This is a genomic window from Streptomyces luteogriseus (assembly GCF_014205055.1).
GTDB lineage: Bacteria > Actinomycetota > Actinomycetes > Streptomycetales > Streptomycetaceae > Streptomyces > Streptomyces luteogriseus.
This window is the reverse complement of the sequence record NZ_JACHMS010000001.1, coordinates 7,317,653-7,337,817: the sequence shown is the minus strand read 5'-3', so window position 1 is coordinate 7,337,817 and position 20,165 is coordinate 7,317,653. Positions and strand designations below refer to the sequence as shown.

The following is a 20,165-nucleotide window of genomic DNA, read 5'->3' as shown; positions in this document are numbered from 1 at the left end:
TGTCCTAGATCGTCCGCAGAGCGCACACTGGAGGCACCCGCGGGTAGGAGGCGCCTATGAAGACGCTCGGACACTGGCTCGCCTCCCCCGGGCGCCGCTCGGCCGCCGCGGCGGTCGCGGGCGCCCTCCCCGTCCTCGCCTTCCCCGCGCCGTCGCTGTGGTGGTGCGCCTACGCCGCCCTGGTCCCCTGGATCCTGCTGCTGCGCACCGCGCCGACCGGGAAGCGGGCCGCCTTCGACGGCTGGTGCGGCGGCTTCGGCTTCATGCTGGCCATGCACCACTGGCTGCTGCCGAGCCTGCACGTGTTCACGATCGTCCTCGCGGCCCTCCTCGGCGCCCTGTGGGCCCCGTGGGGATGGATGGTGCGCCGTCTCCTCGGCGGCCTTCCCTCCCCCGGCCGGGTCACGGTGGCGCTCGTGGTGCTGCCGTCGGGCTGGCTGGCCGTCGAGCTGGTCCGCTCCTGGCAGGGGCTCGGCGGCCCCTGGGGCATGCTCGGCAGCAGCCAGTGGCAGGCGGAACCGGCGCTGCGGCTCGCTTCGGTCGGCGGGGTGTGGCTGCTCAGCTATCTGCTCGTGGCCGTCAACGTCGCGGTCGCCGTCCTCGTCGCGGTCCGCCGGGCCCGGGTACCCGCCGTGGCCGGTCTGGTCGCCACGGCAGCCGCCACCTCCGCCGCCTGGGCGTTCTCGCCCCGCCCCGCGGTCGACGGCCAGGTCAGGATCGCGATCGTGCAGCCGGGTGTCGTCGTCGGTCCCGACGGCCGGTTCGACCGCGAGGAGCGGCTCACCCGCAGGCTCGCCGGGCAGGACGTCGACCTGATCGTCTGGGGCGAGAGCAGCGTCGGCTTCGACCTCGGGGACCGGCCCGCCCTCGCCGGGCGGCTCGCGGGCCTCTCCCGTGCGACGGGCGCGGACATCCTGGTCAACGTGGACGCCCGGCGCTCCGACAAGCCCGGCATCTACAAGAGTTCGGTCCTGGTCGGGCCCGACGGCCTGACCGGCGAGCGCTACGACAAGATGCGGCTCGTGCCGTTCGGCGAGTACATCCCGGCCCGCTCACTGTTCGGCTGGGCCACCTCCGTCGGCAAGGCCGCGGGAGAGGACCGCAGGCGCGGCTCGCAGCCCATCGTGATGAACATCGAGGACGAGCTGCGGGTGGGCCCGCTGGTGTGCTTCGAGACCGCCTTCCCCGACATGACCCGCCATCTCACACGGGAGGGCGTCGACGTGCTGATCGGCCAGTCGTCGACCTCCACGTTCCAGCACAGCTGGGCGCCCGAACAGCACGCGTCGCTCGCCGCGCTGCGTGCCGCCGAGACCGGCCGCCCCATGGTGCACGCGACCCTGACGGGCGTCTCCGCCGTCTACGGCCCGGACGGACAGCGCATCGGAGCGCCGCTCGGCACGGACGCCTCCACCGCGCGGATCTACGAGCTCCCCCTCGCCCACGGCACCACGCCCTACGTCCGTCACGGCGACTGGACGGTGCATGCGGCCATGGTGATCCTCGCCCTGTGGGCGGCCGGAGAGGGCGCACGCACCCTGCGGCTCAGGCGGTCCGCTCCTGAACCGCGCGTACCACCCGCTCGCACAGTTCATGGGTCTCCAGCGCGTCCCGGGCGCTGAGCACCCTGCCCGCCCTGACCGCGTCCAGGAACGCGAGCACCGCCTGCTCGATCCCGCGCTGGCGGGCCACCGGAACCCAGTCCCCGCGCCGCCGCACGGTCGGCTGCCCCTTGTGGTCGATGACCTCGGCGAGATTGACCACCTGCCGTTTGGTGTCCTGCCCGGACACCTCGAGGACCTCCTCGGCGGACCCGCTGAGCCGGTTCATCACGCCGAGCGCGGTGAAGCCGTCCCCGGCGAGCTGGAGCACCAGATGGTGCAGCAGCCCGTCCCGGACCCGGGCGCGCACGGTCACGTCGTCGACCTCGCCGGGCACCAGGAACCGGAGGGTGTCGACGACGTGGATGAAGTCGTCGAGGATCATCGAGCGGGGTTCCTCCGGCAGCCCGATGCGGTTCTTCTGCATCAGGATCAGCTCGCGCGGGTGGTCCGCGCACTGCGTGTAGCCGGGGGCGTAGCGCCGGTTGAAGCCGACCGCGAGGCTCACGTCCCGCTCCTCGGCGAGCGTCACCAGCCGCGCGGAGTCGTCGAGTTCGTAGGCGAGCGGCTTGTCGACGTAGGTCGGTACGCCCGCCTCCAGCAGTCGCGTCACGATCTCCGGGTGCACGAGCGTGGGCGCGTGCACGAAGGCCGCGTCCAGGCCCGCCGCGAGCAGGGAGTCCAGGGTGCTGTGCCGCCGCTCCGGCGGGATGTGCAGCCCCTGTGCGACCCGGTCCAGCGTGGCGGGCGTACGGGTCTGCAGATGCAGTTCGACCCCGGGCTGGAAGGCGAGGACCGGGAGGTAGGCCTTCTGCGCGATGTCACCGAGTCCGATGCAGCCGACCTTCACGGGGTGATCTCCTCAACGGTTGCCTGCCGGGGTCTGCCCGGAAGCATACGGCCGCTGCGGGGGCGCCCAGTCGGCGATGCCGTCGAAGCTGCGCAGGAACAGGGCGGGCCCGGCCTTCGACAGTGCGGCGACGGCCGTGTCGCGCACGGCGATGCCGGCCCGGCTGCTCATGAGGCTGAGCCGGGCCGTCCGCACGGCCTGGCGTGCGATCGCGGTCGTACGCGGCAGCCGCGCGGCGGTGTAGGCGGCGAGGTCGTCGTAGTGGTGGGCGAGCACGACGGCGTCCTCGATCGCCTGGTTGCCGCCCTGGCCGAGGCTCGGGGGCATGGCGTGCGCGGCGTCGCCGAGCAGGGCGGCCCGGCCGTGGTGGTAGGCGGGCAGGGGTTCGGCGAGGTGGTGGACGTCGTGGCGCAGGACGTCTTCGGGCCGGGCGGCGGCGAGCACGGCGGGGATCGGGTCGTGCCAGTCGCCGAAGCGGCGCAGCAGCTCGGACTTCTCGTCGTCGGGCGCCCGGCCGCCTGCGGGGGTCAGGGCGGCGCCGTAGGCGTAGACGCGGCCGTCCTTCAGCGGGTGGGTGCCCCAGAGGCTGCCCCGACCCCAGGTCTCGTGCGAGGCGAACCGGGCGCCGGGGACGGGGATCATGACCCGCCAGGTGGTGAAGCCTGAGTAGACGGGCCCCGGGTGGCCGGGGAAGAGTGCCCCGCGCACGGCGGACCGGACGCCGTCCGCACCGACCACCAGGTCCGCTTCGAGTGCGCCGTCCGCGGTCGTGACGCGGGCCGTCCGGCCGGGTCCTCCGCTGTCGGCGAGCACCGCGGTGGCGTCCGTGCGGACGGCGTCCGCCGGGAGCAGGGCGGCGAGACGCTCGATCAGGGTGGCGCGGGGCAGCAGGACGAGCGGGCCGCCGAAGCGCGCGGCGGCCGCTTCGGCTGAGGAGCGGGAGAACCACCGCCCGCCCGGAGCGCGCAGGCCCCCGTCCCCCGACCAGGCGGCGAGACCGCGGATCTCGTCGCCGAGGCCGATGACGTCCAGCGCGCGCAGGGAGTTGGGCGCGAGGGAGATCGCCGCGCCGACCGGCTCCAGCGAACGGGCCCGCTCCAGCACGGTGACCCGCAGGCCCCGCCGGTGCAGGGCGACCGCGGCCGTCAGGCCTCCGATACCGCCGCCGATCACGACGGCGTGCCCGGACTGTGCCATGACTCCTCCTCGAGTGCGACTACACCTGTAGTGACGCCGTCGACGTTACTACAGGTGTAGTCGGACGGGTAGCGTGAGCCCCATGTCCGTAAGCAACGCCGGTCCCAGCCGCTCCGACCTCGTCGCCGACACCGCCCTCGCCCTGCTCGCCGAGCGCGGGATGCGCGGCCTCACGCACCGGGCGGTGGACGAGGCGGCCGCACTCCCCCAGGGCTCCACGTCGAACCTCGCCCGGACCCGGCAGGCCCTGCTGGAACTGGCGGTGCGACGGCTGGCCGACCGTGAGGCGCGGGTGCTGGCCCTGCACGAGATGCCGGACCCCGCGGCCGGGACCGGCTCCCTGGCGGACGCACTGGCCCTGGCGGCCCACCGGGCCCTGACGAACAACCGCGCGCTCACCCTCGCCCGGTACGAACTGGCCCTGGAGGCGACGCGCCGCCCCGAGCTGCGGGCCTTCTTCGACGCCACGGGCGCCCGCTTCCGGGACCAACTGACCGCCCTGGTCACCGGCATGGGCTCGACGGACCCGGCCCGGCACACCCTGTCGCTGATCGCCTGGGCGGACGGCCTGCTGTTCAGCTGCGTGGCGGGGTCGTTCGGCACGGACACACCGAGCCTGGAGGAGATCCGGGCCGGGCTGCGGGAACTGCTGGTGGGAATGCTCGGGCACTGAAAACCCGTGGTGCGGCGAAGGCGACTCGGAAAGGATGCGTCCATGACCAACGAACGCCGAGAGCCCGCCACCACCGCAGACGAGCGCACGATGCTGGAGGGCTGGCTGGACTACCACCGCCAGACCCTCGCCTGGAAGTGCGAGGGCCTGACCGATGCCCAGTTGCGCACCGCCGCTGTGGAGCCGTCCGAGCTGAGCCTGATGGGGCTGGTGCGGCACATGGCGGAGGTCGAGCGGGGCTGGTTCCGCAAGGTGCTCACGGCCGAGGACGCCGGCCCGATCTACTACACCGAGGAGGACCCGGACGGCGAGTTCCATCTCTCCGAGTCCGACACGTGGGAAGAGGCGTACGCCACCTGGCAGTCCGAGATCGAGACCGCCCGGCGCAACGCGGCCCGCTTCGGCCTGGACGACATCACCGAGGGCAAGCACCGACGCACCGGCGAGCGCTTCAACCTGCGGTGGCTCTACACGCACATGATCGAGGAGTACGCGCGGCACAACGGCCACGCCGACCTGCTCCGCGAGCGCGTCGACGGCGCGACCGGCGACTGACGCCGCCCCTGCCGTCACCCCTGTCACACCGGCGCCCTCCGTACGGGGCGCGAGATCACCCGTGCGGGGCAACCTCCGCCTGTCCGTCGCCCCACCGCGGGCCGGACGCACCAGAGTTGCGCGGGTGCATCGAACGACGACCACAGCGACGCTCCTGGTGACCGTGGCGGTCTCGGCCCTCTCCGGCTGTACGACGGTCCCGCGACCCTCGGCGCCGGCGCCCTCGGCGGCCCCGTCCCGGCCGTCGGCGCCTCAGCCGGAGGGCGAGGCGGAGACACAGATCGTGCAGGCCCCGGCCAGGGAAGCCCTGCAACTCATCGAAGAGGCGTCCCAGCGTCCAAAGCCGAGCGTGCCGGCGTCCCGCCGAGCCCCGACACCCCCGGCGGTCTCTCCGGAACAGGACACGTCACAGCCCGGCCACCACGACGCCCGCCCGCGCCCCGCCCGTCCGGACCACCCCGAGCCCGGCCCCCGCAGCCCCCAGCGGTCGCGCCCCCGTCCTGCGGACGTGTCGGAGTCGGTACGGCAGGACGTCCGCCGGAGCGTCCCGGACAGCTCGGACGTGTGCGCGCTGGGCAGGCGCTACGGGGGGTGGCGGGCGGACAGCCCGGAGGCGACGATCTGCCGTGACACCTACGGGCGTTGACCCACCGCACCCACCCTCTCAGGGCCGCTGCCGCGGTGGCGTCCACGCCCCCGGGCCGTCCTCCCCCAGCCGGGACTCCAGCCGCCCGATGGCCGCCCACACGCCCTCGCCGTAGCTGTCGTCGGTGAGGGCGAGGGCGGCTTCCCGGGCCCACCGCAGGTGCGTGCGTGCGGCGTCGCGGCGATCGAGTCTGATGTAGTCCTCGGCCAGGTTCAGGTGCAGGGAGGGGTAGAGCGCGACCACCGCGGTCACCGCGAGGGCCTCCTGCCCGGCCTCCTCGGCAGCCGTCAACGCGCGCAGGTCCCAGGCCAGTTCGTCCGCCGGGTCGTCCTGGGTGTCGGCCAGGTAGTGGGCGAGAGTGCAGCGGTGCAGCGGGTCGCCGTGCTCGCCGAGCTCCGCCCACAGGGCGAGGAGCCGGTGCCGCGCCTCCTCCCGGTCCCCGGCGTGGTGCAGCATGACGACCTGCCCGATCCGCGTCAGCACGGCATCCGGCGCCGTCTGCTCCTGCCGCTCCGCCACGACGTCCTCCGCGCACTCGCCGGCTGTTGCTGCCGACGCTAACCGCAGGCGGGGGCGATCCGGCTCAGGCGGCTCCGGACGGCACCGGGCCCGTCACGGCACGGCCGTACCTTGGGCGGGCGTCGGCGCCTCAGCCCAGGTTCGGGATCGTCCAGTCGATCGGCGTGTGCCCCTGCGCCGCCACCGCCTCGTCGATCTGCGTGAAGGGGCGCGAGCCGAAGAACTTCTTCGCCGACAGGGGCGAGGGGTGCGCACCCTTGACCACGACGTGCCGGGACTCGTCGATCAGGGGCAGCTTCTTCTGCGCGTAGTTGCCCCACAGCACGAAGACCGCCGGGTCGGGGCGCTCGGCCACGGCCCGGATCACCGCGTCGGTGAACTTCTCCCAGCCGCGGCCCTTGTGGGAGTTGGCCTCGCCGGCGCGGACCGTGAGCACCGCGTTGAGCAGCAGGACGCCCTGCTCGGCCCACGGCATCAGATAGCCGTTGTCCGGGATCGGCGTGCCCAGTTCCTGGTGCATCTCCTTGTAGATGTTGCGCAGGGACGGCGGGACCCGCACACCCGGCCGGACCGAGAAGCACAGCCCGTGCCCCTGCCCGTCGCCGTGGTACGGGTCCTGACCGAGGATCAGGACCTTGACCCGTTCGTACGGCGTGGCGTCCAGCGCCGCGAAGACCTCCTCGCGCGGCGGATAGACGGGACCCTTCGCCCGCTCCTCCTCGACGAACTCCGTCAGCTCCTTGAACCAGGGCTGCTGCAGTTCGTCGCCCAGAACCCCGCGCCAGGACTCGGGCAGCATGGCGATGTCGGTCACGTCAACGTCCTCACGATGTGCGGTCACTTCCAGGCCACAGAACCTACAGGCGACCACTGACAACGCGCCCGGGAAAACCCGGGGCCCCGACCGCCTACCAGGCGGTCTTGCGGTGCAGCTCCCACAGCATCATGATCGTCGACGGGTCCAGGGCCCGCTCGGCGCCCGAGACGTCCCGGCTGGCCGCCACGTACTGCCGGCCCTGCCACAGCGGCAGCAGCCGCGCGTCGTCCACGAGGATCCGCTGGGCCTCCTCGAACTCCTTCTCCACGTTCGCGCGGTCGCTCTCCCGGCGCGAGCGGGGCAGCAGATCGCCGGTGATCTCGGGGGCCGGGTAGGGCGTGCCGAGGGCGTTCTGGTCGCCGACGAACGGCGCGATGAAGTTCTCGGCGTCCGGGAAGTCGGGGAACCAACCGCGCCCGAACACCGGGTACTCGCCCTTCTGGTAGCCCTCGACGTAGGTCTTCCAGGGGCGGTTCTTCAGGCTGATCGAGAACAGGCCGGAAGCCTCGAGCTGGCGCTTCAGCTCCTTGAACTCCCCGGCGGTCTCGGAGCCGTAGCGGTCGCTCGTGTACCAGAAGGTGAGCGGGACGCGCTGGTTGATGCCCGCCTCGGTGAGGATCTTGCGGGCCTTGGCGACGTCGGGGTCGCCGTAGTCGTCGAAGAAGCCCGTGGTGTGGCCGGTGAGGCCCTTGGGGACCATGGAGTACAGCGGGTCGACGGTGTCCTTGTAGACCTTGTGGGCGATCGCCGCCCGGTCGACAACCTGCGCGATGGCCTGGCGCACGGCCTTCTTGTTCGCCCAGGAGTCCTTCGGGTTGAACACCAGATAGTTGATGTCGGTGCCGGTGCCCTCGACGAGCTGGATCTCCTCGTCCTTGGAGGACTTGCTCTGGAGCTCGACGACGTCGCCCGCGGCCAGACCGCGGTAGGTCACGTCGATCTTCTCGTCCCGCAGGGCCTTCACCATGGTGGCGGAGTCCTGGAAGTAGCGGACGGTCACCGCGTCGTTCCGGCGCTCCGCGTAGCCCTTGTAGGAGTCGTTGCGCACGAGGACGGCTTCCTTGCCGTCGGAGTACGAGTCGAGGGTGTACGGCCCGGACCCGACGACGTCACTGCCCTTGCGCAGGCTGTTCTCCGGGTAGGCCTCCGGGGACACGATCGACATGGCGGGGGTGGCGAGCACGAACGGGAAGGTGGCGTCCGGCTTGTTGAGGTGGAAGATCACCTCGCGGTCGTTCGGCGCCTGGACCCGCTCGAGGCTGCCCAGCAGACCCGCGGGGCCACCGTTGACGTTGATCTTGCGAATCCGGTCGAACGAGTACTTCACCGCCCGGGCGTCGAGCGCGTCTCCGTTGGAGAACTTCAGGCCCTCGCGCAGCTCGCAGCGGTAGACCTGGTTCGAGGAGTCGCTGAAGCCGCACTGCTCTGCGGCGTCCGGCTGGGGGTCGCTCGCACCCGTCGGGTAGCTCAGCAGCGTCTGGTAGATGTTGCGGAACAGCTCCCAGGAGCTGTCCCACGACGCGGCAGGGTCGAGCGTGCTGGGGGCACTGGTGGTGCCCAGGACAATCGGTCCTTCGTCCTCCGGGGTGTCGGACGACAGCACGCCGCACCCGGCGAGCAGGGACGATATGGACGCGATGGCCGCCACCTGCCACAGGCACCGGTTCCGCTTGAACACGCGCACGCTCCTCGATCTGCCATACCAAGGGTCGGCAGACCATACCGCAGTGCCGGGCCCGCTGACCCTCCCCGTCCATGACCTCTTGATCGATAAACCTTTGACGACGTTGTCATCGCGCTTTGCGGTGCTTTTACGCCGACACGGGCGCCGTTTGTGTCAACGGGCGCCCGTGCCGATCCGCGTACGCGGTCCTCGTCAGCCGGTTCCGGCGTTGAGGAAGATGCCGCCGTCCACCACGAGCGTCTGGCCGGTGACCCAGTCGGACTGCTCGGAGGTGAGGAACGCGGCAGCGCCCCCGATGTCGGAGGGCACGCCCAGCCGGCCCAGCGGGTAGGCCGCCGCGGCCTCCTCCTCCCGGCCCTCGTACAGGGCCTGGGCGAACTTGGTCTTCACGACCGCCGGGGCGATCGCGTTGACCCGCACCTTGGGCGCGAACTCGTGTGCGAGCTGCACGGTCAGGTTGATCATCGCGGCCTTGCTGACGCCGTACGCGCCGATGAACGGCGAGGGCGACAGGCCCGCGACGGAGGCGATGTTGACGATCGCGCCGCCGTTGTCCTTCTGCCAGGCGTGCCAGGTCCGCTGGGCGAAGCCGAGCGCCGAGACGACGTTGGTCTCGAAGACCTTGCGGGCGACGTTCAGGTCGAGGTCGGCGATCGGCCCGAACACGGGGTTCGTGCCCGCGTTGTTGACCAGGTAGTCGACGCGACCGAAGGCCTCCATCGTGCGCTCGACGGCCGCGGCCTGGTGGGCTTCGTCGTGCGCCTTGCCCGCCACGTAGATGGCGCGGTCGGCGCCGAGCTGCTCGACGGCCTCCTTGAGGGCGTCCTCGCCCCGGCCGGTGATGCACACGCGGTCGCCGCGCGCGACCAGGGCCTCGGCGACGCCGTAGCCGATGCCGCGGCTGGCGCCCGTGACGAGGGCGACCTTGCCGGAGAGTTCCACGGAAGTCATGTCTGTTCGTCCTCTAGTCGAGCGGTCCGCCGGCCACGTACAGCACCTGGCCGGAGACGAATCCGGCCGCCTCGCCGGTGAAGAAGGCGATGGCGTTGGCGATGTCCTCCGGCTCACCGACCCGGGCCACCGGGATCTGGGTGGCGGCGGCGGCCTTGAAGTCCTCGAAGCCCATGCCGACGCGGTCGGCGGTGGCCTTGGTCATCTCGGTGGCGATGAAGCCGGGGGCGACGGAGTTGGCGGTGACGCCGAACTTGCCGAGCTCCTTGGCCAGGGTCTTGGTGAAGCCCTGCAGACCCGCCTTCGCGGCCGAGTAGTTCACCTGGCCGCGGTTGCCGAGCGCGGACGACGACGACAGGTTGACGATCCGGCCGAAGCCCGCGTCCACCATGTGCTTCTGGCAGGCCTTGGACATCAGGAAGGCGCCGCGCAGGTGCACGTTCATGACGGTGTCCCAGTCGGAGACGCTCATCTTGAACAGCAGGTTGTCGCGCAGCACGCCCGCGTTGTTGACCAGGATCGTCGGCGCGCCGAGCTCCTCGGCGATCCGCGCGACGGCCGCCTCGACCTGCGCCTCGTCGGAGACGTCGCACCCGACGGCGATGGCCTTGCCGCCGGCGGCGGTGATCTTCTCGACGGTGTCCTTGCAGGCCGCCTCGTCGAGGTCGAGCACGGCGACCGCGCGGCCCTCGGCGGCCAGTCGTACGGCGGTGGCGGCACCGATGCCGCGCGCGGCACCGGTCACGACGGCAACCCGCTGCTCAGTGGTGGACATGACTGCTACTCCTCAGGTGAGCGACCGCTTAGTACCTTCAGTGGGTGTGACGCTAGAAGCCCTGGCACGCGGTGTCAACGGGCCAGGGCGGCATGTGATCCATCACCCCGGCCCCACCCTGCCCGGCAGCGTCGTCAGGGACACCCGATCGGCCCACGGCCGCGCGCCGCCGCATCTCCCGGCGCCTAGCGTCGGAGCGCGAGCCAACCATGGCCGGAAAGGAGGCGCTCCATGCGCCGTCGCACCGGTGCCATCGGCACGCTGTTCGCGATCGCCGCGATCGTGCCGCTGGCCGACCCCGCTCACGCCCGGCAGGACCTGGACTGCCGCGACTTCGCCTTCCAGGAGGACGCGCAGGCCGTCTTCGACGCGGATCCGAGTGATCCCAACAGGCTGGACGAGGACCAGGGCCCCGACGACGGCATCGCGTGTGAGGCGCTGGCCCGCCGCGGGATCATCAACCCCACGACGTCGCCCAGTACCTCCGCCAGTACCTCCGCCAGTCCTTCCATCAGTCCTTCCGTCAGCGCCTCGGCCAGTCCGTCGGTCAGTCCGTCGGTCAGTCCCTCCGCGTCCGTCACCGCCACTCCGACCGGCACTCCGAGCCAGGGCGTGCGAGGCGGGCTCGGGGGCGCGGTCACCTCGGGGCCGAGCGACTGGGACGTCGCCGTCGGTCTGGCCTTCGCGGCGGGTGCCGCCGTCGCCGCCGGTTGGGTGGTGAAGCGCCGCCGGCGCTGACGGCCGGGCGGGGGGCCGTCGCCTCACGGGTCACCCCGCCGGCGGGTCACCTCACCAGCAGGTCCAGCAGCCGGCCGGTCTCCCCCGCCGGGTCCGTGGTCAGGCCGGTGTGCACCGGGCCGGGCTGGACGATCGTGGAGCGGGGCGCGACGAGCCAGCGGAAGCGGCGGCCCGGGTCGTCGGCCGCCGCCTGGCCCGCCGTCGGGCCGCCCGTGCACAGCCCTTCCACCGCCCGCAGGGCGGCCCGGACCCCGGCCACGTCGGCGAGGGGGTCGAGGGCCAGCAGACGGGTCTCGTCGAGGTGGGTGCGGGCACCGACGTAGGACGCGGCGCGGCAGTAGACGAGGACGCCGGCGTTGATGCACTCGCCGCGTTCGACGCGCGGGACGACGCGCAGGACGGCGTACTCGTAGACGTGGCGGTCGCGGGGCCCGCCCTTGATGATGTGCCGGTCGTTCACTTCAGCCCCTGGATGCGGTCGTGGATGTCGGCGGCCCGTGCCAGCAACGGCCGCGCGTACGCCTGCCGGAGGTCGTCCGGCGTGGCGAAGCCGGGTTCGTCCAGGAGCCAGGCGTCCGGGATCTGCGCGGTGACGTCGGCGAGGAGTGCCTCGGTGACCAGGGGCGCCAACTCGGCCGCGGCGGCGGTGACATCGGGAGCGAAGGACGCCAGCGCGTGATCGGAGGCGTCGTAGGGGCGGGCGGCGGAGGCCTGGACGCCGGGCCAGTTGTGGTGCCAGATCATCGTCGCGCCGTGGTCGACGAGCCACAACTCGCCCCGCCACCTCAGCAGGTTGGGGTTGCGCCAGGACCGGTCGACGTTGTTGATCAGGGCGTCGAACCAGACGACGCGCCCGGCCTCCTCGGGGCTCACCGGGAACGCGAGCGGGTCGAAGCCGAGCGCGCCGGAGAGGAAGTCCATGCCGAGGTTGGTGCCGCCGCTGGACCTGAGCAGGCTCTGCACCTGCTCGTCCGGTTCGCCGAGGCCCAGCTCCGCGTCGAGTGCGACGGTGACCAGGCGCGGCATCCGCAGCCCCAGCCTGCGGGCGAGTTCCCCGCAGACCACCTCGGCAACGAGTGTCTTGCGGCCCTGTCCCGCACCGGTGAACTTCAGGACGTACGTACCGAAGTCGTCGGCCTCGACCAGGCCGGGCAGCGAACCGCCCTCGCGCAGGGGCGCGATGAAACGGGTCGCGATCACTTCCTTGAGCATCGCCCCAGGTTACTGACGCACGTGGCGGCAGCGGTGACGACCTCGCGGCGGGGCGGTCCGGAACCCGACAGCGAACCGACAGCTCCGCTTTACCCGTGTCCTTCCGGGATCGGGTCAGGATTTCGACATGGTCTGAACAGCCGGTCCGCAAGGGCCGTACCTCTCCGCAGATCACGAATCCCCGGAAGGAACGTCAGCATGACCAGCGAATCAGTTCAGCCGATGTCGGGACCGAGCCGCCGTACCGTCGTGGCGGCGGTCGGCGCGGCGGGGCTCACCGTGGCGCTGACGGCGTGCGGGTCGGAGGACAAGGCGTCCGACCCGTCCACCGAACAGGGCGCCGCAGGCGGCGGCGCGACGAACGACGGAGGCGGTTCGTCCGGCGGAGCGGGAGCCGGTGGCGCGGCGCTCGCGAAGACCGCCGACATCCCCGAGGGCAGCGGCAAGATCTTCAAGGACGAGAAGGTGGTGGTCTCGCAGCCGGCCGCGGGCGACTACAAGGCCTTCTCGACGATCTGCACCCACCAGAAGTGTCCGATGGTGGACCTCAAGGACGACGTCATCTCCTGCGCCTGCCACGGCAGTCAGTTCTCCGTCCTGGACGGCAGCGTGAAGAAGGGGCCGGCGGTCGAGCCGCTGGAGGCGAAGCAGATCAGCGTGAGTGGCGACTCCATCACGCTCGCCTGACCCCACGCGGACGCTCCAAGCACGCCAGCACCTCGTCCGTGGTCGCGACCGTGGCGACCAACGCGAGGGTGTGGCGGATCATCGCGGGGGTGTAGTCGGACGGCACTCCCGCGATGGCGTCCGCCGGGACGACGACGGTGTAGCCGCGGTTCACGGCGTCGAACACGGCATTGGGGACGGCTACGTTGGCCGAGACCCCGGTGACGATCAGCGTGCGGCAGCCGAGGTTGCGCAGCAGCGGATCGACGTCGGTGCCCTGCAGAGGCGACAGCCCGTGCAGACGCCGTACGACGAGGTCCTCCTCGGCGACCTCGATCGGGGCGGCCACCCGCACGGCAGGTGTGCCGGTGAGTTGCTGGACGGGCAGCCGTGCGGCGGCGCGGAACAGACGGGCGTTGCTGTTGGCGCCGCGGCCGTCGGGGCGGCGCTCGGCGACGGCGTGGACCACTTGGACGCCCGCGTCGTGAGCGACCGTCACCAGACGGGCGACGTTGGCGAGGACACCGCCGGCGCGTGCCTGTTGGGCGAGTTCGGGCAGGGCGCCGTCCTTCCCGACGACGCCTTCCTGGCACTCGACGGTGAGCAGCACGGTGGTGCGCGGTTCGAGGAGCTCGCTGAGCGCTTCGTACGAGGGCACGGGTTTCCCCCTGTCACCGGCGGCCGGGCGGGCGAGCGTAACCACCATTGCGCACGGACGGAAGAGCACTCATCCTTTTCTGACGTGATGTCAGAGGATCTCCTCTGGCACGACGTGGGAGAAAGAGGGGGCGCATGACCGTCACGCAGCAGCGCAGAGGCCGGAAGATCATGATGACGCCGGGCGAGCTGGACGATTTCCTGACCACCCAGCGCACCTGCCGGGTGGCCACGGTGTCGGCCGACGGGGCGCCGCACGTGAGCACGCTGTGGTTCGCCTGGGACGGAGCATCGATGTGGCTCTACTCGGTCGTGCGCAGCAAGCGGTGGACCGACCTGCGGCGCGACCCGCGGGTGGCGATCGTGGTCGACACCGGCGAGGACTACGACGAGCTGCGCGGCGCCGAGCTGTCGGGCACCGTCGAGTTCGTGGGCGAGATCCCGCGCACGGGTGAGCTGCGCGCCGAACTCGACGTGCCGGAAACACTGTTCGGGCGGAAGAACTTCGGCCTGGAGGAGATGCCCCACGACGGACGGCACGCGTGGATCCGCCTGACACCGGAGAAGATCGTCTCCTGGGACTTCCGCAAGCTGGCGGGGCAGTAGCCGGCCCTGGGACTCCGGCCGTTCCCCCCGAAACGACAGCCGCGCCGCCGGGGGCCGCGGCAGCCACACCCCGGGAACCACAGCCACACGGGCCCGACCACCGGCCGCTCCCCCGTAGCGACAGCCGCGCCGCCCGGGCGGCGGCAGCCATGCCCGGGACGTCAGCCGACGCTCTCCCCCGCCGCCCGCAGGGCCTTGACCGCCGCCCGGATCGACGGGCGGCGGTCCGCGTCCGCGCGCCATACGACGTAGACGTGCCGCCGGACCCGCTGCCGGAGGGGGACGGTCACGACCCCGGGGGGCACGGGGTGGCGGCCGAGCAGCGGGGCGATGCACACCCCGAGGCCCGCGGCGACCAGCGCGAGCTGGGTGTGGTTCTCGGCGGCGCGGTGGCCGACGATCGGCTCGACGCCCTTGGAGCGCAGCGTGAACATCAGCCATTCGTGGCAGAACTCGCCCTCGCCCCAGGTGATCCACTCGTCGTCGGCGAACTCGGCGAGATCCACCTCCGCGCGCTCCGCGAGCCGGTGGCCCACCGGCATGGCGACCTCGGCCGGGTCGTCCAGGATCGACGCCTTGACCAGCCCGTCGGGCAGCGCCATCGGCTTGTTGTACCAGTCGAGCACCACCGCGAGGTCGAGGTCGCCCCGCACGACCCCGGCGATGCCCTGCTCCGGCTCGAGTTCGCAGGAGCGCAGCCGGAGCGCGGGGTGCTGCTCGCGCAGCGCGGCCAGCGCGTGCGGGAACAGCCCCCGTGCGGCCGTCGGGAACGCCGACAGCCGGAGCTCGCCGACGACCTGCCCGCGCTGCGCCTCCAGGTCGGACTGGGCCAGTTCCACCTGCGACAGGATGCGCGCGGCGTGCTCGGCGAGCAGCCGGCCCGCGTCGGTGAGCCGCACCCCGCGGCCGTTCTTGGCGAGGAGCTGCTGGCCGACCTCCCGCTCGAGCTTGGACAGCTGCTGCGAGACGGCGGACGTCGTGATGTGCAGCCCCTCGGCCGCACCGCTCACCGATCCGTGCCGGGCGAGGGCGTCGAGAGTGCGCAAGCGCTCCAGGTTCAACATGTAAGCGATGCTACGGGGTACCGGGTGCGAAATCTCGATTGTGCTACGAGGTTCCGGTGCCGCATCGTGGCTGGCATGAGCACCGTCACCACCCCGGCCGACCGGGTCACCACCGCCCCGTCCGCACCACCCCGCCGCCGCCTCGACTGGCGCCTCCGGTTCGCCGCCCTGTCCCTGATCTGGGGTTTCAGCTTCCTCCTCATCAAGGTGGGCACCGACGGGTACGCGCCGTTCCAGGTGACGCTCGGCCGGCTGGTGTTCGGTACGGCGGTGCTGGCCGCCGCGATGGCGGTGCGGCGCGAGCGGCTGCCGCGCGGGGCGCGCACCTGGGGTCATCTGGCGGTCTCCGCGTTCCTGCTCAACGCCCTGCCGTTCTCCCTGTTCGCGTACGCCGAGCTGACCATCCCGTCCACGCTGGCGGGCATCTGCAACGCGACCTCGCCGCTGTGGGGCATGGCGCTGTCGCTGGTCGCCCTGTCGGAGGACCGCCCGACCCGCGTGCGGGTCGCGGGTCTCGGTCTCGGCTTCCTCGGGGTGCTCACGGTGCTGGGCGCCTGGCAGGGCTTCCACGGTCTGGACGCCACCGGGACGGCACTGGCTCTGCTCGCCTCCCTCAGCTACCCGGTCGGCTGGATCTACGTCCGCCGCACCCTGGCCGGCACCGGCCACTCACACCTGTCGATGACCGGCGCCCAGCTGCTGTTCGCCACGGTCCAGCTGGCCGTCGTCACCCCGCTGTTCACGTCCCTGCCCACCCGGGTGTCCGTCGTGCCGCTGCTGGCGATCGCCGCCCTGGGCGCACTGGGCACGGGCCTCGCGGTGCTCCTCCAGTACGGCCTGGTCGCGGAGGTCGGCCCGACGACCGCGCAGATGGTCACGTACTTCATCCCCGTCATCGCCACGGCCGCGGGCGTCGCCCTCCTCGGCGAAGGGCTCGCCTGGTCGACGCCGGTGGGGGCGGTGATCGTGCTGACGGGAGCGGCGCTGACCCAGGTGCGGCCGAAACCCAGGAAGGTGACTCAGCCCTAGCTCGACGGACCCGCGGACCCCGGCGGGCCCAGCCGAGGCTCGACGGGCCCGAGGGCCCCGGCGGGTGCCTGCTCAGTCGTAGCTGCGGGCGGGGGCGGGCCCGAGGGCCGCGGCGATCGCGTCGGCCAGCGTCTCGATCTCGCCCCGGGCGAGCGTGGAGACGGTGACCCGGATGCCGGGCGGTGCGCTCAGCCGGAAGCGGGCTCCGGGGGCCACGGCCCACCCGGCGTGCAGCAGCCGTGCGACGGCGCCGGTCTCGTCCGGTACGGGGACCCACACGTTCATGCCGCTGCGCCCGTACGCCGCCACACCGCGCCGTTCGAGCGCGCCGATCAGCGCGTCCCGCCGCCGCCCGTACGACGCAGCCACCTCTGCGGTGTCCACCGCGCCGTCGGCCCACAGCCGCACCAGGGCCCGCTGCATCAGCCGGCTGACCCAGCCGGGCCCGAGCCGGTGCCGCCCGCGGACCCGGTCGACGGTGACGGCGTCACCGGTGAGCACGGCCAGGCGCAGATCGGGGCCGTAGGCCTTGGCGGCGGAGCGTACGAGCGCCCAGTGCCGGGTGACTCCGGCCAGCGGATGGAGGGGCACGTCGACGATGCCGTGGCCGTGGTCGTCCTCGATCAGCAGGACCTCCGGGTGGGCGCTGAGCACGGCGCGCAGGGCACGCGCGCGGGGAGCACTCACCGCGGCGCCGGTCGGGTTCTGCGCGCGGTCGGTGACGATCAGGGCCCGCGCCCCGGCCTCCAGCGCGCTGCGCACGTCCTTCGCGCGAGGCCCTTCGTCGTCGACGCCGACGGGGACGGTCCGCAGGCCGAGCGCGGGCACGAGGTCGAGGGTGCGGCCCCAGCCGGGATCCTCGACGGCGACGGTGTCACCGGGCTTGAGGTGGGCCGCCAGCACCCGTTCGACGCCGTCGAGTGCCCCGGAGACCACGGCGAGCGGGCCGTCCGGCACGCCGTCGGCGTCGAGTCCGGCCCGCGCGATCCTGGCCAGCTCCGGCTCCAGGGGGGTGTCCCCGTAGAGCACGGGTGCCCGGTCGCCCTCCGCCGCCGCCGCGGCGAACGCGCCCGCGAGGGGTGGCAGCAGGGCCGGGTCCGGATTGCCCTGCGCGACGTCGCGCACGCCCTCGGGGACCTCCACCCGGAAGTGTTCCCGCCCGGTCGTCGCCGGGGCGGGCCGTACCCGGCTGCCGCGCCGCCCCGCGGTCTCGATGACCCCGCGCTCGCGCAGCGTGCGGTACGCGGCCGCGACCGTGTTGGGATTCACCCCCAGACGTTCCGCCAACTCCCTCATGGGGGGCAGCAGTTGGCCGGGGCGCAGCTCACCGGCCCCCACCGCTCGCTCGATGCTCGCGGAAATGTCCGCTGCGCGACGCCCACTGATCGGATACTCTCCTAGCACAAAGCCGATTATGCACTAGTGCAATGGAGAGCGCCATGCAGGGGACCACGCAGACGCCGTCGCAGCCCGACACCGCCTACACCCCGACCGACCGCACCGTCCCCACCCGCTCCCCGGACCGGGCCTCGTACGACAGGGACCTGGTGCATTCGATACTCGACGAGGCCTACGTCTGCCATCTCGGGTTCGTCCGTGACGGCGCGCCGGTCGTGCTGCCCACGCTGTACGCCCGGGTCGGCGAGCGGCTGTACGTGCACGGCTCGACGGGCTCGCGTCCGCTGCGGGCGGCCGGTCAGGCCGACCCGGGCCTCGAGGTCTGCCTGACGGTCACACACGTCGACGGTCTGGTCCTGGCCCGCTCGGCCTTCCACCACTCGATCAACTACCGCTCCGTGGTGGTGCACGGCGTCGCCCACGACGTGACGGACCCCGAGGAGAAGCGGCAGGCCCTGGACGCGCTGGTCGACCACGTCGTGCCCGGCCGCTCCGCGGACTCGCGCCCCGCCAACAAGAAGGAGCTGGCCGCGACCGCCGTGATCCGCCTGGATCTGGACGAGGTCTCCGCGAAGCTGCGCACCGGTGGCGTGAACGACGAACCGGAGGACCTCGCCCTCCCCCACTGGGCCGGCGTCGTCCCGGTACGGCGCACTTACGGCACGCCGGACTCCGACCCCGGCCTGGCCCCCGGTACCGAACTGCCCGGCTACCTCGCGGCCCTGTGATGCTGATCCACCCCTGGGACGCGCCCCGCGACGACACCGAATGGCAACGGTGGCTGGCCGAGCACGACTTCGGCCAGCTCGCCGTCAACGGCCTGCCGGGCGAACCGCCCCACGTCCAGCCCCTGCACTTCGCCTACGACGCCGGGCGCGGCGAGGTCGTCACCCACCTCGCCCGCCCCAACCCGCTCTGGCCCGCGCTGGAGGCCCACCCGGACGTCCTGCTGAGCGTGGTCGACGACTACGTGTTCGTGCCCGGCCCCTGGCAGGCCGCCCCGGACGTCCCGCCCGAGCACGGCACCCCCACGAGCTTCTACGCGGCCGTACAGCTCCGCTGCCGCGCCCACGTCGTGGACGACCCGGCGGAGAAGGCCGCGCTCCTCAACCGCCAGGTCGACCACTTCCAGCCGCGGGGCGGCTCCGCACGGGCGGCGGCGGACGAGGCGCCGTACGGCAGGATGCTCGTCGGCATCCGCGGCCTGCGCCTCGAAGTGACGGACGTACGAGCCAAGTTCAAGTACGCGAACCACCGGCCCGCCGAGGTCCGGGGCCGGATCGCCGCGGGGCTCGAGGCCCGCGGCGGTCCGGGCGACTCCAGGGCACGGGACCACCTCCTGCGCAGGCAGGAGGCCTAGGCCGTGCCAGGCGTCGCGGGGCCGGCGGAACCCTGCGGACACGGCCCGGGGCCCGTCACGCCGGCCCGGGCGGCACCTCACACGGCGGTCGCCGCCTCCCCGGCCGTTCGCGCACCCCGGGCCTCTCCCACCGCGAGGCCCGCCACCGAACCCAGCATCAGCAGGGTCCCGGCCAGCGTCGCCGCCGTGAGGTGTTCGCCGAGCAGGACGACGGCGAGCACCGCCGCGCTCACCGGTTCGAGCAGCATGATCACCGAGACGGTGGCGGACCGCACGACGGCCGCGCCCGCGAAGTACAGGCCGTAGGCCAGCGCGGTGGGGACGGCGGCGACGTAGAGCAGCAGGAGCAGGAGCCGACCGGGCTCCTCGGTGTGCGGCAGCAGTCCCTCCGCCAGGGCGAACGGCAGCAGGCACAGGCTCGTGACGGCGAAGGCCCCGGCGGTCGTCCGGGTGGCGTCGCCCTCGCCGTCGCGACCCCACCGGCGGGTGAGCAGCGTCAACACGCAGTACCCGGCTGCGGACAGCAGCGCGAGCAGCACACCCACGGGGCGTACGGCCGCGCCCCCGCCCCCGAGGACGAGCACCCCGAGCCCGGCTAGAGCACCCACCACGGCGACGGCACCGCCCCGCCCCAGGCGCTCCGCCAGGGTCAGCCGGGCACCCAGCGCGATGAGGACGGGACCCGCGCCCAGGGTGACGACCGTGGCCACGGCGAGGCCGGTGGCGGAGACGGCCGCGAAGTACGCGGTCTGGAAGACGGCGAGCCCGAGCCCGGTGACCCCGGCCCGCAGTGTCCTGCGGCCGAGCGGTCCCCGCACGGGGGCTCCGGCGCGCGGCCGCACCAGCCGGACGGCGAGCAGCAGCACGAGACCGGCGGCGCAACGCCAGAACGAGAGCGCCACGGGCCCCATGTCGCCGGCCCGGTAGACCAGGGAGGCGGCCGCGCCCGCGGTGCCCCAGGCGACACCGGCGATGATCAGATAGAGGAGGCCTCGCCCGATGGGCAGGCCGGAGGCAGTGTTCGACACGTGTTCTCTCCGCAGACGCGCACAGCGTGCCGCGCCCGTGTCGGACGGCGGCCGGGTGCGCGGAAGTTCGGGAAGGGCCCCGGATCAGCCGGGATCAGGGGTCCACGGACTTCGTCTGCGGGCAGCACCGTTCCGCGCG

The 20,165-nt window shown here is 72.8% G+C and carries 23 protein-coding genes; 10 read left to right on the top strand and 13 right to left on the bottom strand.

The genetic code is table 11. The annotated features are described in order from the left end of the window. Nucleotides 1-56: 56 nt before the first annotated feature. Entirely contained in the window at nucleotides 57-1,622 is a 1,566-nt protein-coding gene (gene lnt, locus BJ965_RS32760; protein WP_184913807.1) for an apolipoprotein N-acyltransferase, read from the top strand. On the opposite strand, the gene BJ965_RS32755 is transcribed toward lnt, so the two are convergent. Both BJ965_RS32755 and BJ965_RS32750 read right to left on the bottom strand, forming a co-directional pair. Next, entirely contained in the window at nucleotides 1,546-2,451 is a 906-nt protein-coding gene (locus tag BJ965_RS32755) for a Gfo/Idh/MocA family protein (protein ID WP_184913805.1), read from the bottom strand. The two genes, lnt and BJ965_RS32755, sit on opposite strands and share 77 nt — an antisense overlap. A 12-nt stretch (nucleotides 2,452-2,463) precedes the next feature. After that, entirely contained in the window at nucleotides 2,464-3,648 is a 1,185-nt protein-coding gene (locus BJ965_RS32750) for an FAD-dependent monooxygenase (RefSeq protein ID WP_184913803.1), read from the bottom strand. Nucleotides 3,649-3,730: 82 nt separating this feature from the next. On the opposite strand from BJ965_RS32750, the gene BJ965_RS32745 reads away from it, so the two are divergent. The 3 genes from BJ965_RS32745 (at nucleotide 3,731) to BJ965_RS38780 (ending at nucleotide 5,522) form a co-directional block, all read left to right on the top strand. Beyond that, nucleotides 3,731-4,321: a TetR/AcrR family transcriptional regulator gene (locus BJ965_RS32745; protein ID WP_184913801.1), complete on the top strand. Its 591-nt coding sequence runs from the start codon at nucleotides 3,731-3,733 to the stop codon at nucleotides 4,319-4,321. A gap of 42 nt (nucleotides 4,322-4,363) precedes the next feature. After that, a complete protein-coding gene (locus BJ965_RS32740; protein ID WP_030835749.1) occupies nucleotides 4,364-4,876 on the top strand; it encodes a DinB family protein in 513 nt (170 codons plus the stop codon). A 124-nt stretch (nucleotides 4,877-5,000) separates the two neighbouring features. Then, entirely contained in the window at nucleotides 5,001-5,522 is a 522-nt protein-coding gene (locus BJ965_RS38780; protein ID WP_313667396.1) for a hypothetical protein, read from the top strand. A gap of 18 nt (nucleotides 5,523-5,540) precedes the next feature. Here BJ965_RS38780 and BJ965_RS32735 read toward each other — a convergent pair whose 3' ends face one another. The 5 genes from BJ965_RS32735 to fabG all read right to left on the bottom strand — a co-directional run bounded on the left by BJ965_RS32735 (nucleotide 5,541) and on the right by fabG (nucleotide 10,268). Then, nucleotides 5,541-6,041, bottom strand: a complete 501-nt coding sequence (locus BJ965_RS32735; RefSeq protein ID WP_184913800.1) for a hypothetical protein — start codon at nucleotides 6,039-6,041, stop codon at nucleotides 5,541-5,543. 130 nt (nucleotides 6,042-6,171) lie between these two features. Next, nucleotides 6,172-6,855, bottom strand: coding sequence for a uracil-DNA glycosylase (gene ung, locus BJ965_RS32730; protein WP_184913799.1), 684 nt, complete (start codon nucleotides 6,853-6,855; stop codon nucleotides 6,172-6,174). A gap of 94 nt (nucleotides 6,856-6,949) precedes the next feature. Then, on the bottom strand, nucleotides 6,950-8,536 hold the full coding sequence (locus tag BJ965_RS32725) for an ABC transporter substrate-binding protein (RefSeq protein WP_184913798.1): 1,587 nt from the start codon (nucleotides 8,534-8,536) through the stop codon (nucleotides 6,950-6,952). Nucleotides 8,537-8,734: 198 nt separating this feature from the next. Further along, nucleotides 8,735-9,493 carry an SDR family oxidoreductase gene (locus BJ965_RS32720; RefSeq protein ID WP_184913797.1) on the bottom strand — a complete coding sequence of 253 codons (759 nt, stop codon included), beginning with the start codon at nucleotides 9,491-9,493 and terminating at the stop codon, nucleotides 8,735-8,737. 13 nt (nucleotides 9,494-9,506) lie between these two features. After that, on the bottom strand, nucleotides 9,507-10,268 hold the full coding sequence (fabG, locus tag BJ965_RS32715; protein ID WP_020270157.1) for a 3-oxoacyl-ACP reductase FabG: 762 nt from the start codon (nucleotides 10,266-10,268) through the stop codon (nucleotides 9,507-9,509). A 231-nt stretch (nucleotides 10,269-10,499) separates the two neighbouring features. Here fabG and BJ965_RS32710 point away from each other — a divergent pair, with 231 nt between their 5' ends. After that, complete coding sequence (locus tag BJ965_RS32710; protein ID WP_184913796.1) at nucleotides 10,500-11,006, top strand: excalibur calcium-binding protein; 507 nt, start codon at nucleotides 10,500-10,502, stop codon at nucleotides 11,004-11,006. A gap of 46 nt (nucleotides 11,007-11,052) precedes the next feature. Here the strand turns inward: BJ965_RS32710 and BJ965_RS32705 are convergent, their stop codons facing one another. Next, entirely contained in the window at nucleotides 11,053-11,466 is a 414-nt protein-coding gene (locus tag BJ965_RS32705; RefSeq protein WP_184913795.1) for a DUF3037 domain-containing protein, read from the bottom strand. Continuing rightward, the gene (locus tag BJ965_RS32700) at nucleotides 11,463-12,218 is read right to left on the bottom strand and encodes a HipA family kinase (protein ID WP_184913794.1); all 756 of its coding nucleotides are present in this window, start codon (nucleotides 12,216-12,218) and stop codon (nucleotides 11,463-11,465) included. Before BJ965_RS32700 ends, BJ965_RS32705 begins: the two co-directional genes overlap by 4 nt. Before the next feature lie 198 nt (nucleotides 12,219-12,416). Between BJ965_RS32700 and BJ965_RS32695 the strand changes: the two genes are divergently transcribed. Then, complete coding sequence (locus BJ965_RS32695) at nucleotides 12,417-12,905, top strand: Rieske (2Fe-2S) protein (RefSeq protein WP_184913792.1); 489 nt, start codon at nucleotides 12,417-12,419, stop codon at nucleotides 12,903-12,905. On the opposite strand, the gene BJ965_RS32690 is transcribed toward BJ965_RS32695, so the two are convergent. After that, complete coding sequence (locus BJ965_RS32690; RefSeq protein WP_184913790.1) at nucleotides 12,892-13,542, bottom strand: cysteine hydrolase; 651 nt, start codon at nucleotides 13,540-13,542, stop codon at nucleotides 12,892-12,894. The two genes, BJ965_RS32695 and BJ965_RS32690, sit on opposite strands and share 14 nt — an antisense overlap. Before the next feature lie 134 nt (nucleotides 13,543-13,676). On the opposite strand from BJ965_RS32690, the gene BJ965_RS32685 reads away from it, so the two are divergent. After that, nucleotides 13,677-14,147: a pyridoxamine 5'-phosphate oxidase family protein gene (locus BJ965_RS32685; RefSeq protein WP_184913787.1), complete on the top strand. Its 471-nt coding sequence runs from the start codon at nucleotides 13,677-13,679 to the stop codon at nucleotides 14,145-14,147. Nucleotides 14,148-14,308: 161 nt separating this feature from the next. On the opposite strand, the gene BJ965_RS32680 is transcribed toward BJ965_RS32685, so the two are convergent. Further along, nucleotides 14,309-15,211 carry a LysR family transcriptional regulator gene (locus BJ965_RS32680; RefSeq protein WP_184913785.1) on the bottom strand — a complete coding sequence of 301 codons (903 nt, stop codon included), beginning with the start codon at nucleotides 15,209-15,211 and terminating at the stop codon, nucleotides 14,309-14,311. 75 nt (nucleotides 15,212-15,286) lie between these two features. Here BJ965_RS32680 and BJ965_RS32675 point away from each other — a divergent pair, with 75 nt between their 5' ends. Beyond that, complete coding sequence (locus BJ965_RS32675; protein WP_184913783.1) at nucleotides 15,287-16,240, top strand: DMT family transporter; 954 nt, start codon at nucleotides 15,287-15,289, stop codon at nucleotides 16,238-16,240. Between the two features lie 72 nt (nucleotides 16,241-16,312). Here the strand turns inward: BJ965_RS32675 and BJ965_RS32670 are convergent, their stop codons facing one another. Next, the gene (locus tag BJ965_RS32670) at nucleotides 16,313-17,644 is read right to left on the bottom strand and encodes an aminotransferase class I/II-fold pyridoxal phosphate-dependent enzyme (RefSeq protein WP_184913780.1); all 1,332 of its coding nucleotides are present in this window, start codon (nucleotides 17,642-17,644) and stop codon (nucleotides 16,313-16,315) included. A 35-nt stretch (nucleotides 17,645-17,679) separates the two neighbouring features. On the opposite strand from BJ965_RS32670, the gene BJ965_RS32665 reads away from it, so the two are divergent. Both BJ965_RS32665 and BJ965_RS32660 read left to right on the top strand, forming a co-directional pair. Beyond that, nucleotides 17,680-18,366 carry a pyridoxamine 5'-phosphate oxidase family protein gene (locus tag BJ965_RS32665; RefSeq protein ID WP_184913778.1) on the top strand — a complete coding sequence of 229 codons (687 nt, stop codon included), beginning with the start codon at nucleotides 17,680-17,682 and terminating at the stop codon, nucleotides 18,364-18,366. After that, nucleotides 18,366-18,998, top strand: a complete 633-nt coding sequence (locus BJ965_RS32660; RefSeq protein ID WP_184913775.1) for an FMN-binding negative transcriptional regulator — start codon at nucleotides 18,366-18,368, stop codon at nucleotides 18,996-18,998. The genes BJ965_RS32665 and BJ965_RS32660 overlap by 1 nt, the downstream gene beginning before the upstream one ends. A gap of 77 nt (nucleotides 18,999-19,075) precedes the next feature. Here the strand turns inward: BJ965_RS32660 and BJ965_RS32655 are convergent, their stop codons facing one another. Next, on the bottom strand, nucleotides 19,076-20,026 hold the full coding sequence (locus BJ965_RS32655; protein WP_184913773.1) for a DMT family transporter: 951 nt from the start codon (nucleotides 20,024-20,026) through the stop codon (nucleotides 19,076-19,078). Nucleotides 20,027-20,165 lie beyond the last annotated feature (139 nt).

Bases quoted from the DNA above. Each gene is read 5' to 3' on its own strand.
- BJ965_RS32745 (WP_184913801.1), top strand. From the start codon at position 3,731: ATGTCCGTAAGCAACGCCGGTCCCAGCCGCTCCGACCTCGTCGCCGAC.
- BJ965_RS32680 (WP_184913785.1), bottom strand. From the start codon at position 15,211: ATGTTGAACCTGGAGCGCTTGCGCACTCTCGACGCCCTCGCCCGGCAC.
- BJ965_RS32710 (WP_184913796.1), top strand. From the start codon at position 10,500: ATGCGCCGTCGCACCGGTGCCATCGGCACGCTGTTCGCGATCGCCGCG.
- BJ965_RS32750 (WP_184913803.1), bottom strand. From the start codon at position 3,648: ATGGCACAGTCCGGGCACGCCGTCGTGATCGGCGGCGGTATCGGAGGC.
- fabG (WP_020270157.1), bottom strand. From the start codon at position 10,268: ATGTCCACCACTGAGCAGCGGGTTGCCGTCGTGACCGGTGCCGCGCGC.
- BJ965_RS32660 (WP_184913775.1), top strand. From the start codon at position 18,366: ATGCTGATCCACCCCTGGGACGCGCCCCGCGACGACACCGAATGGCAA.
- BJ965_RS32740 (WP_030835749.1), top strand. From the start codon at position 4,364: ATGACCAACGAACGCCGAGAGCCCGCCACCACCGCAGACGAGCGCACG.
- BJ965_RS32675 (WP_184913783.1), top strand. From the start codon at position 15,287: ATGAGCACCGTCACCACCCCGGCCGACCGGGTCACCACCGCCCCGTCC.
- BJ965_RS32700 (WP_184913794.1), bottom strand. From the start codon at position 12,218: ATGCTCAAGGAAGTGATCGCGACCCGTTTCATCGCGCCCCTGCGCGAG.
- BJ965_RS32665 (WP_184913778.1), top strand. From the start codon at position 17,680: ATGCAGGGGACCACGCAGACGCCGTCGCAGCCCGACACCGCCTACACC.
- lnt (WP_184913807.1), top strand. From the start codon at position 57: ATGAAGACGCTCGGACACTGGCTCGCCTCCCCCGGGCGCCGCTCGGCC.
- BJ965_RS32695 (WP_184913792.1), top strand. From the start codon at position 12,417: ATGACCAGCGAATCAGTTCAGCCGATGTCGGGACCGAGCCGCCGTACC.
- BJ965_RS32720 (WP_184913797.1), bottom strand. From the start codon at position 9,493: ATGACTTCCGTGGAACTCTCCGGCAAGGTCGCCCTCGTCACGGGCGCC.
- BJ965_RS32685 (WP_184913787.1), top strand. From the start codon at position 13,677: ATGACCGTCACGCAGCAGCGCAGAGGCCGGAAGATCATGATGACGCCG.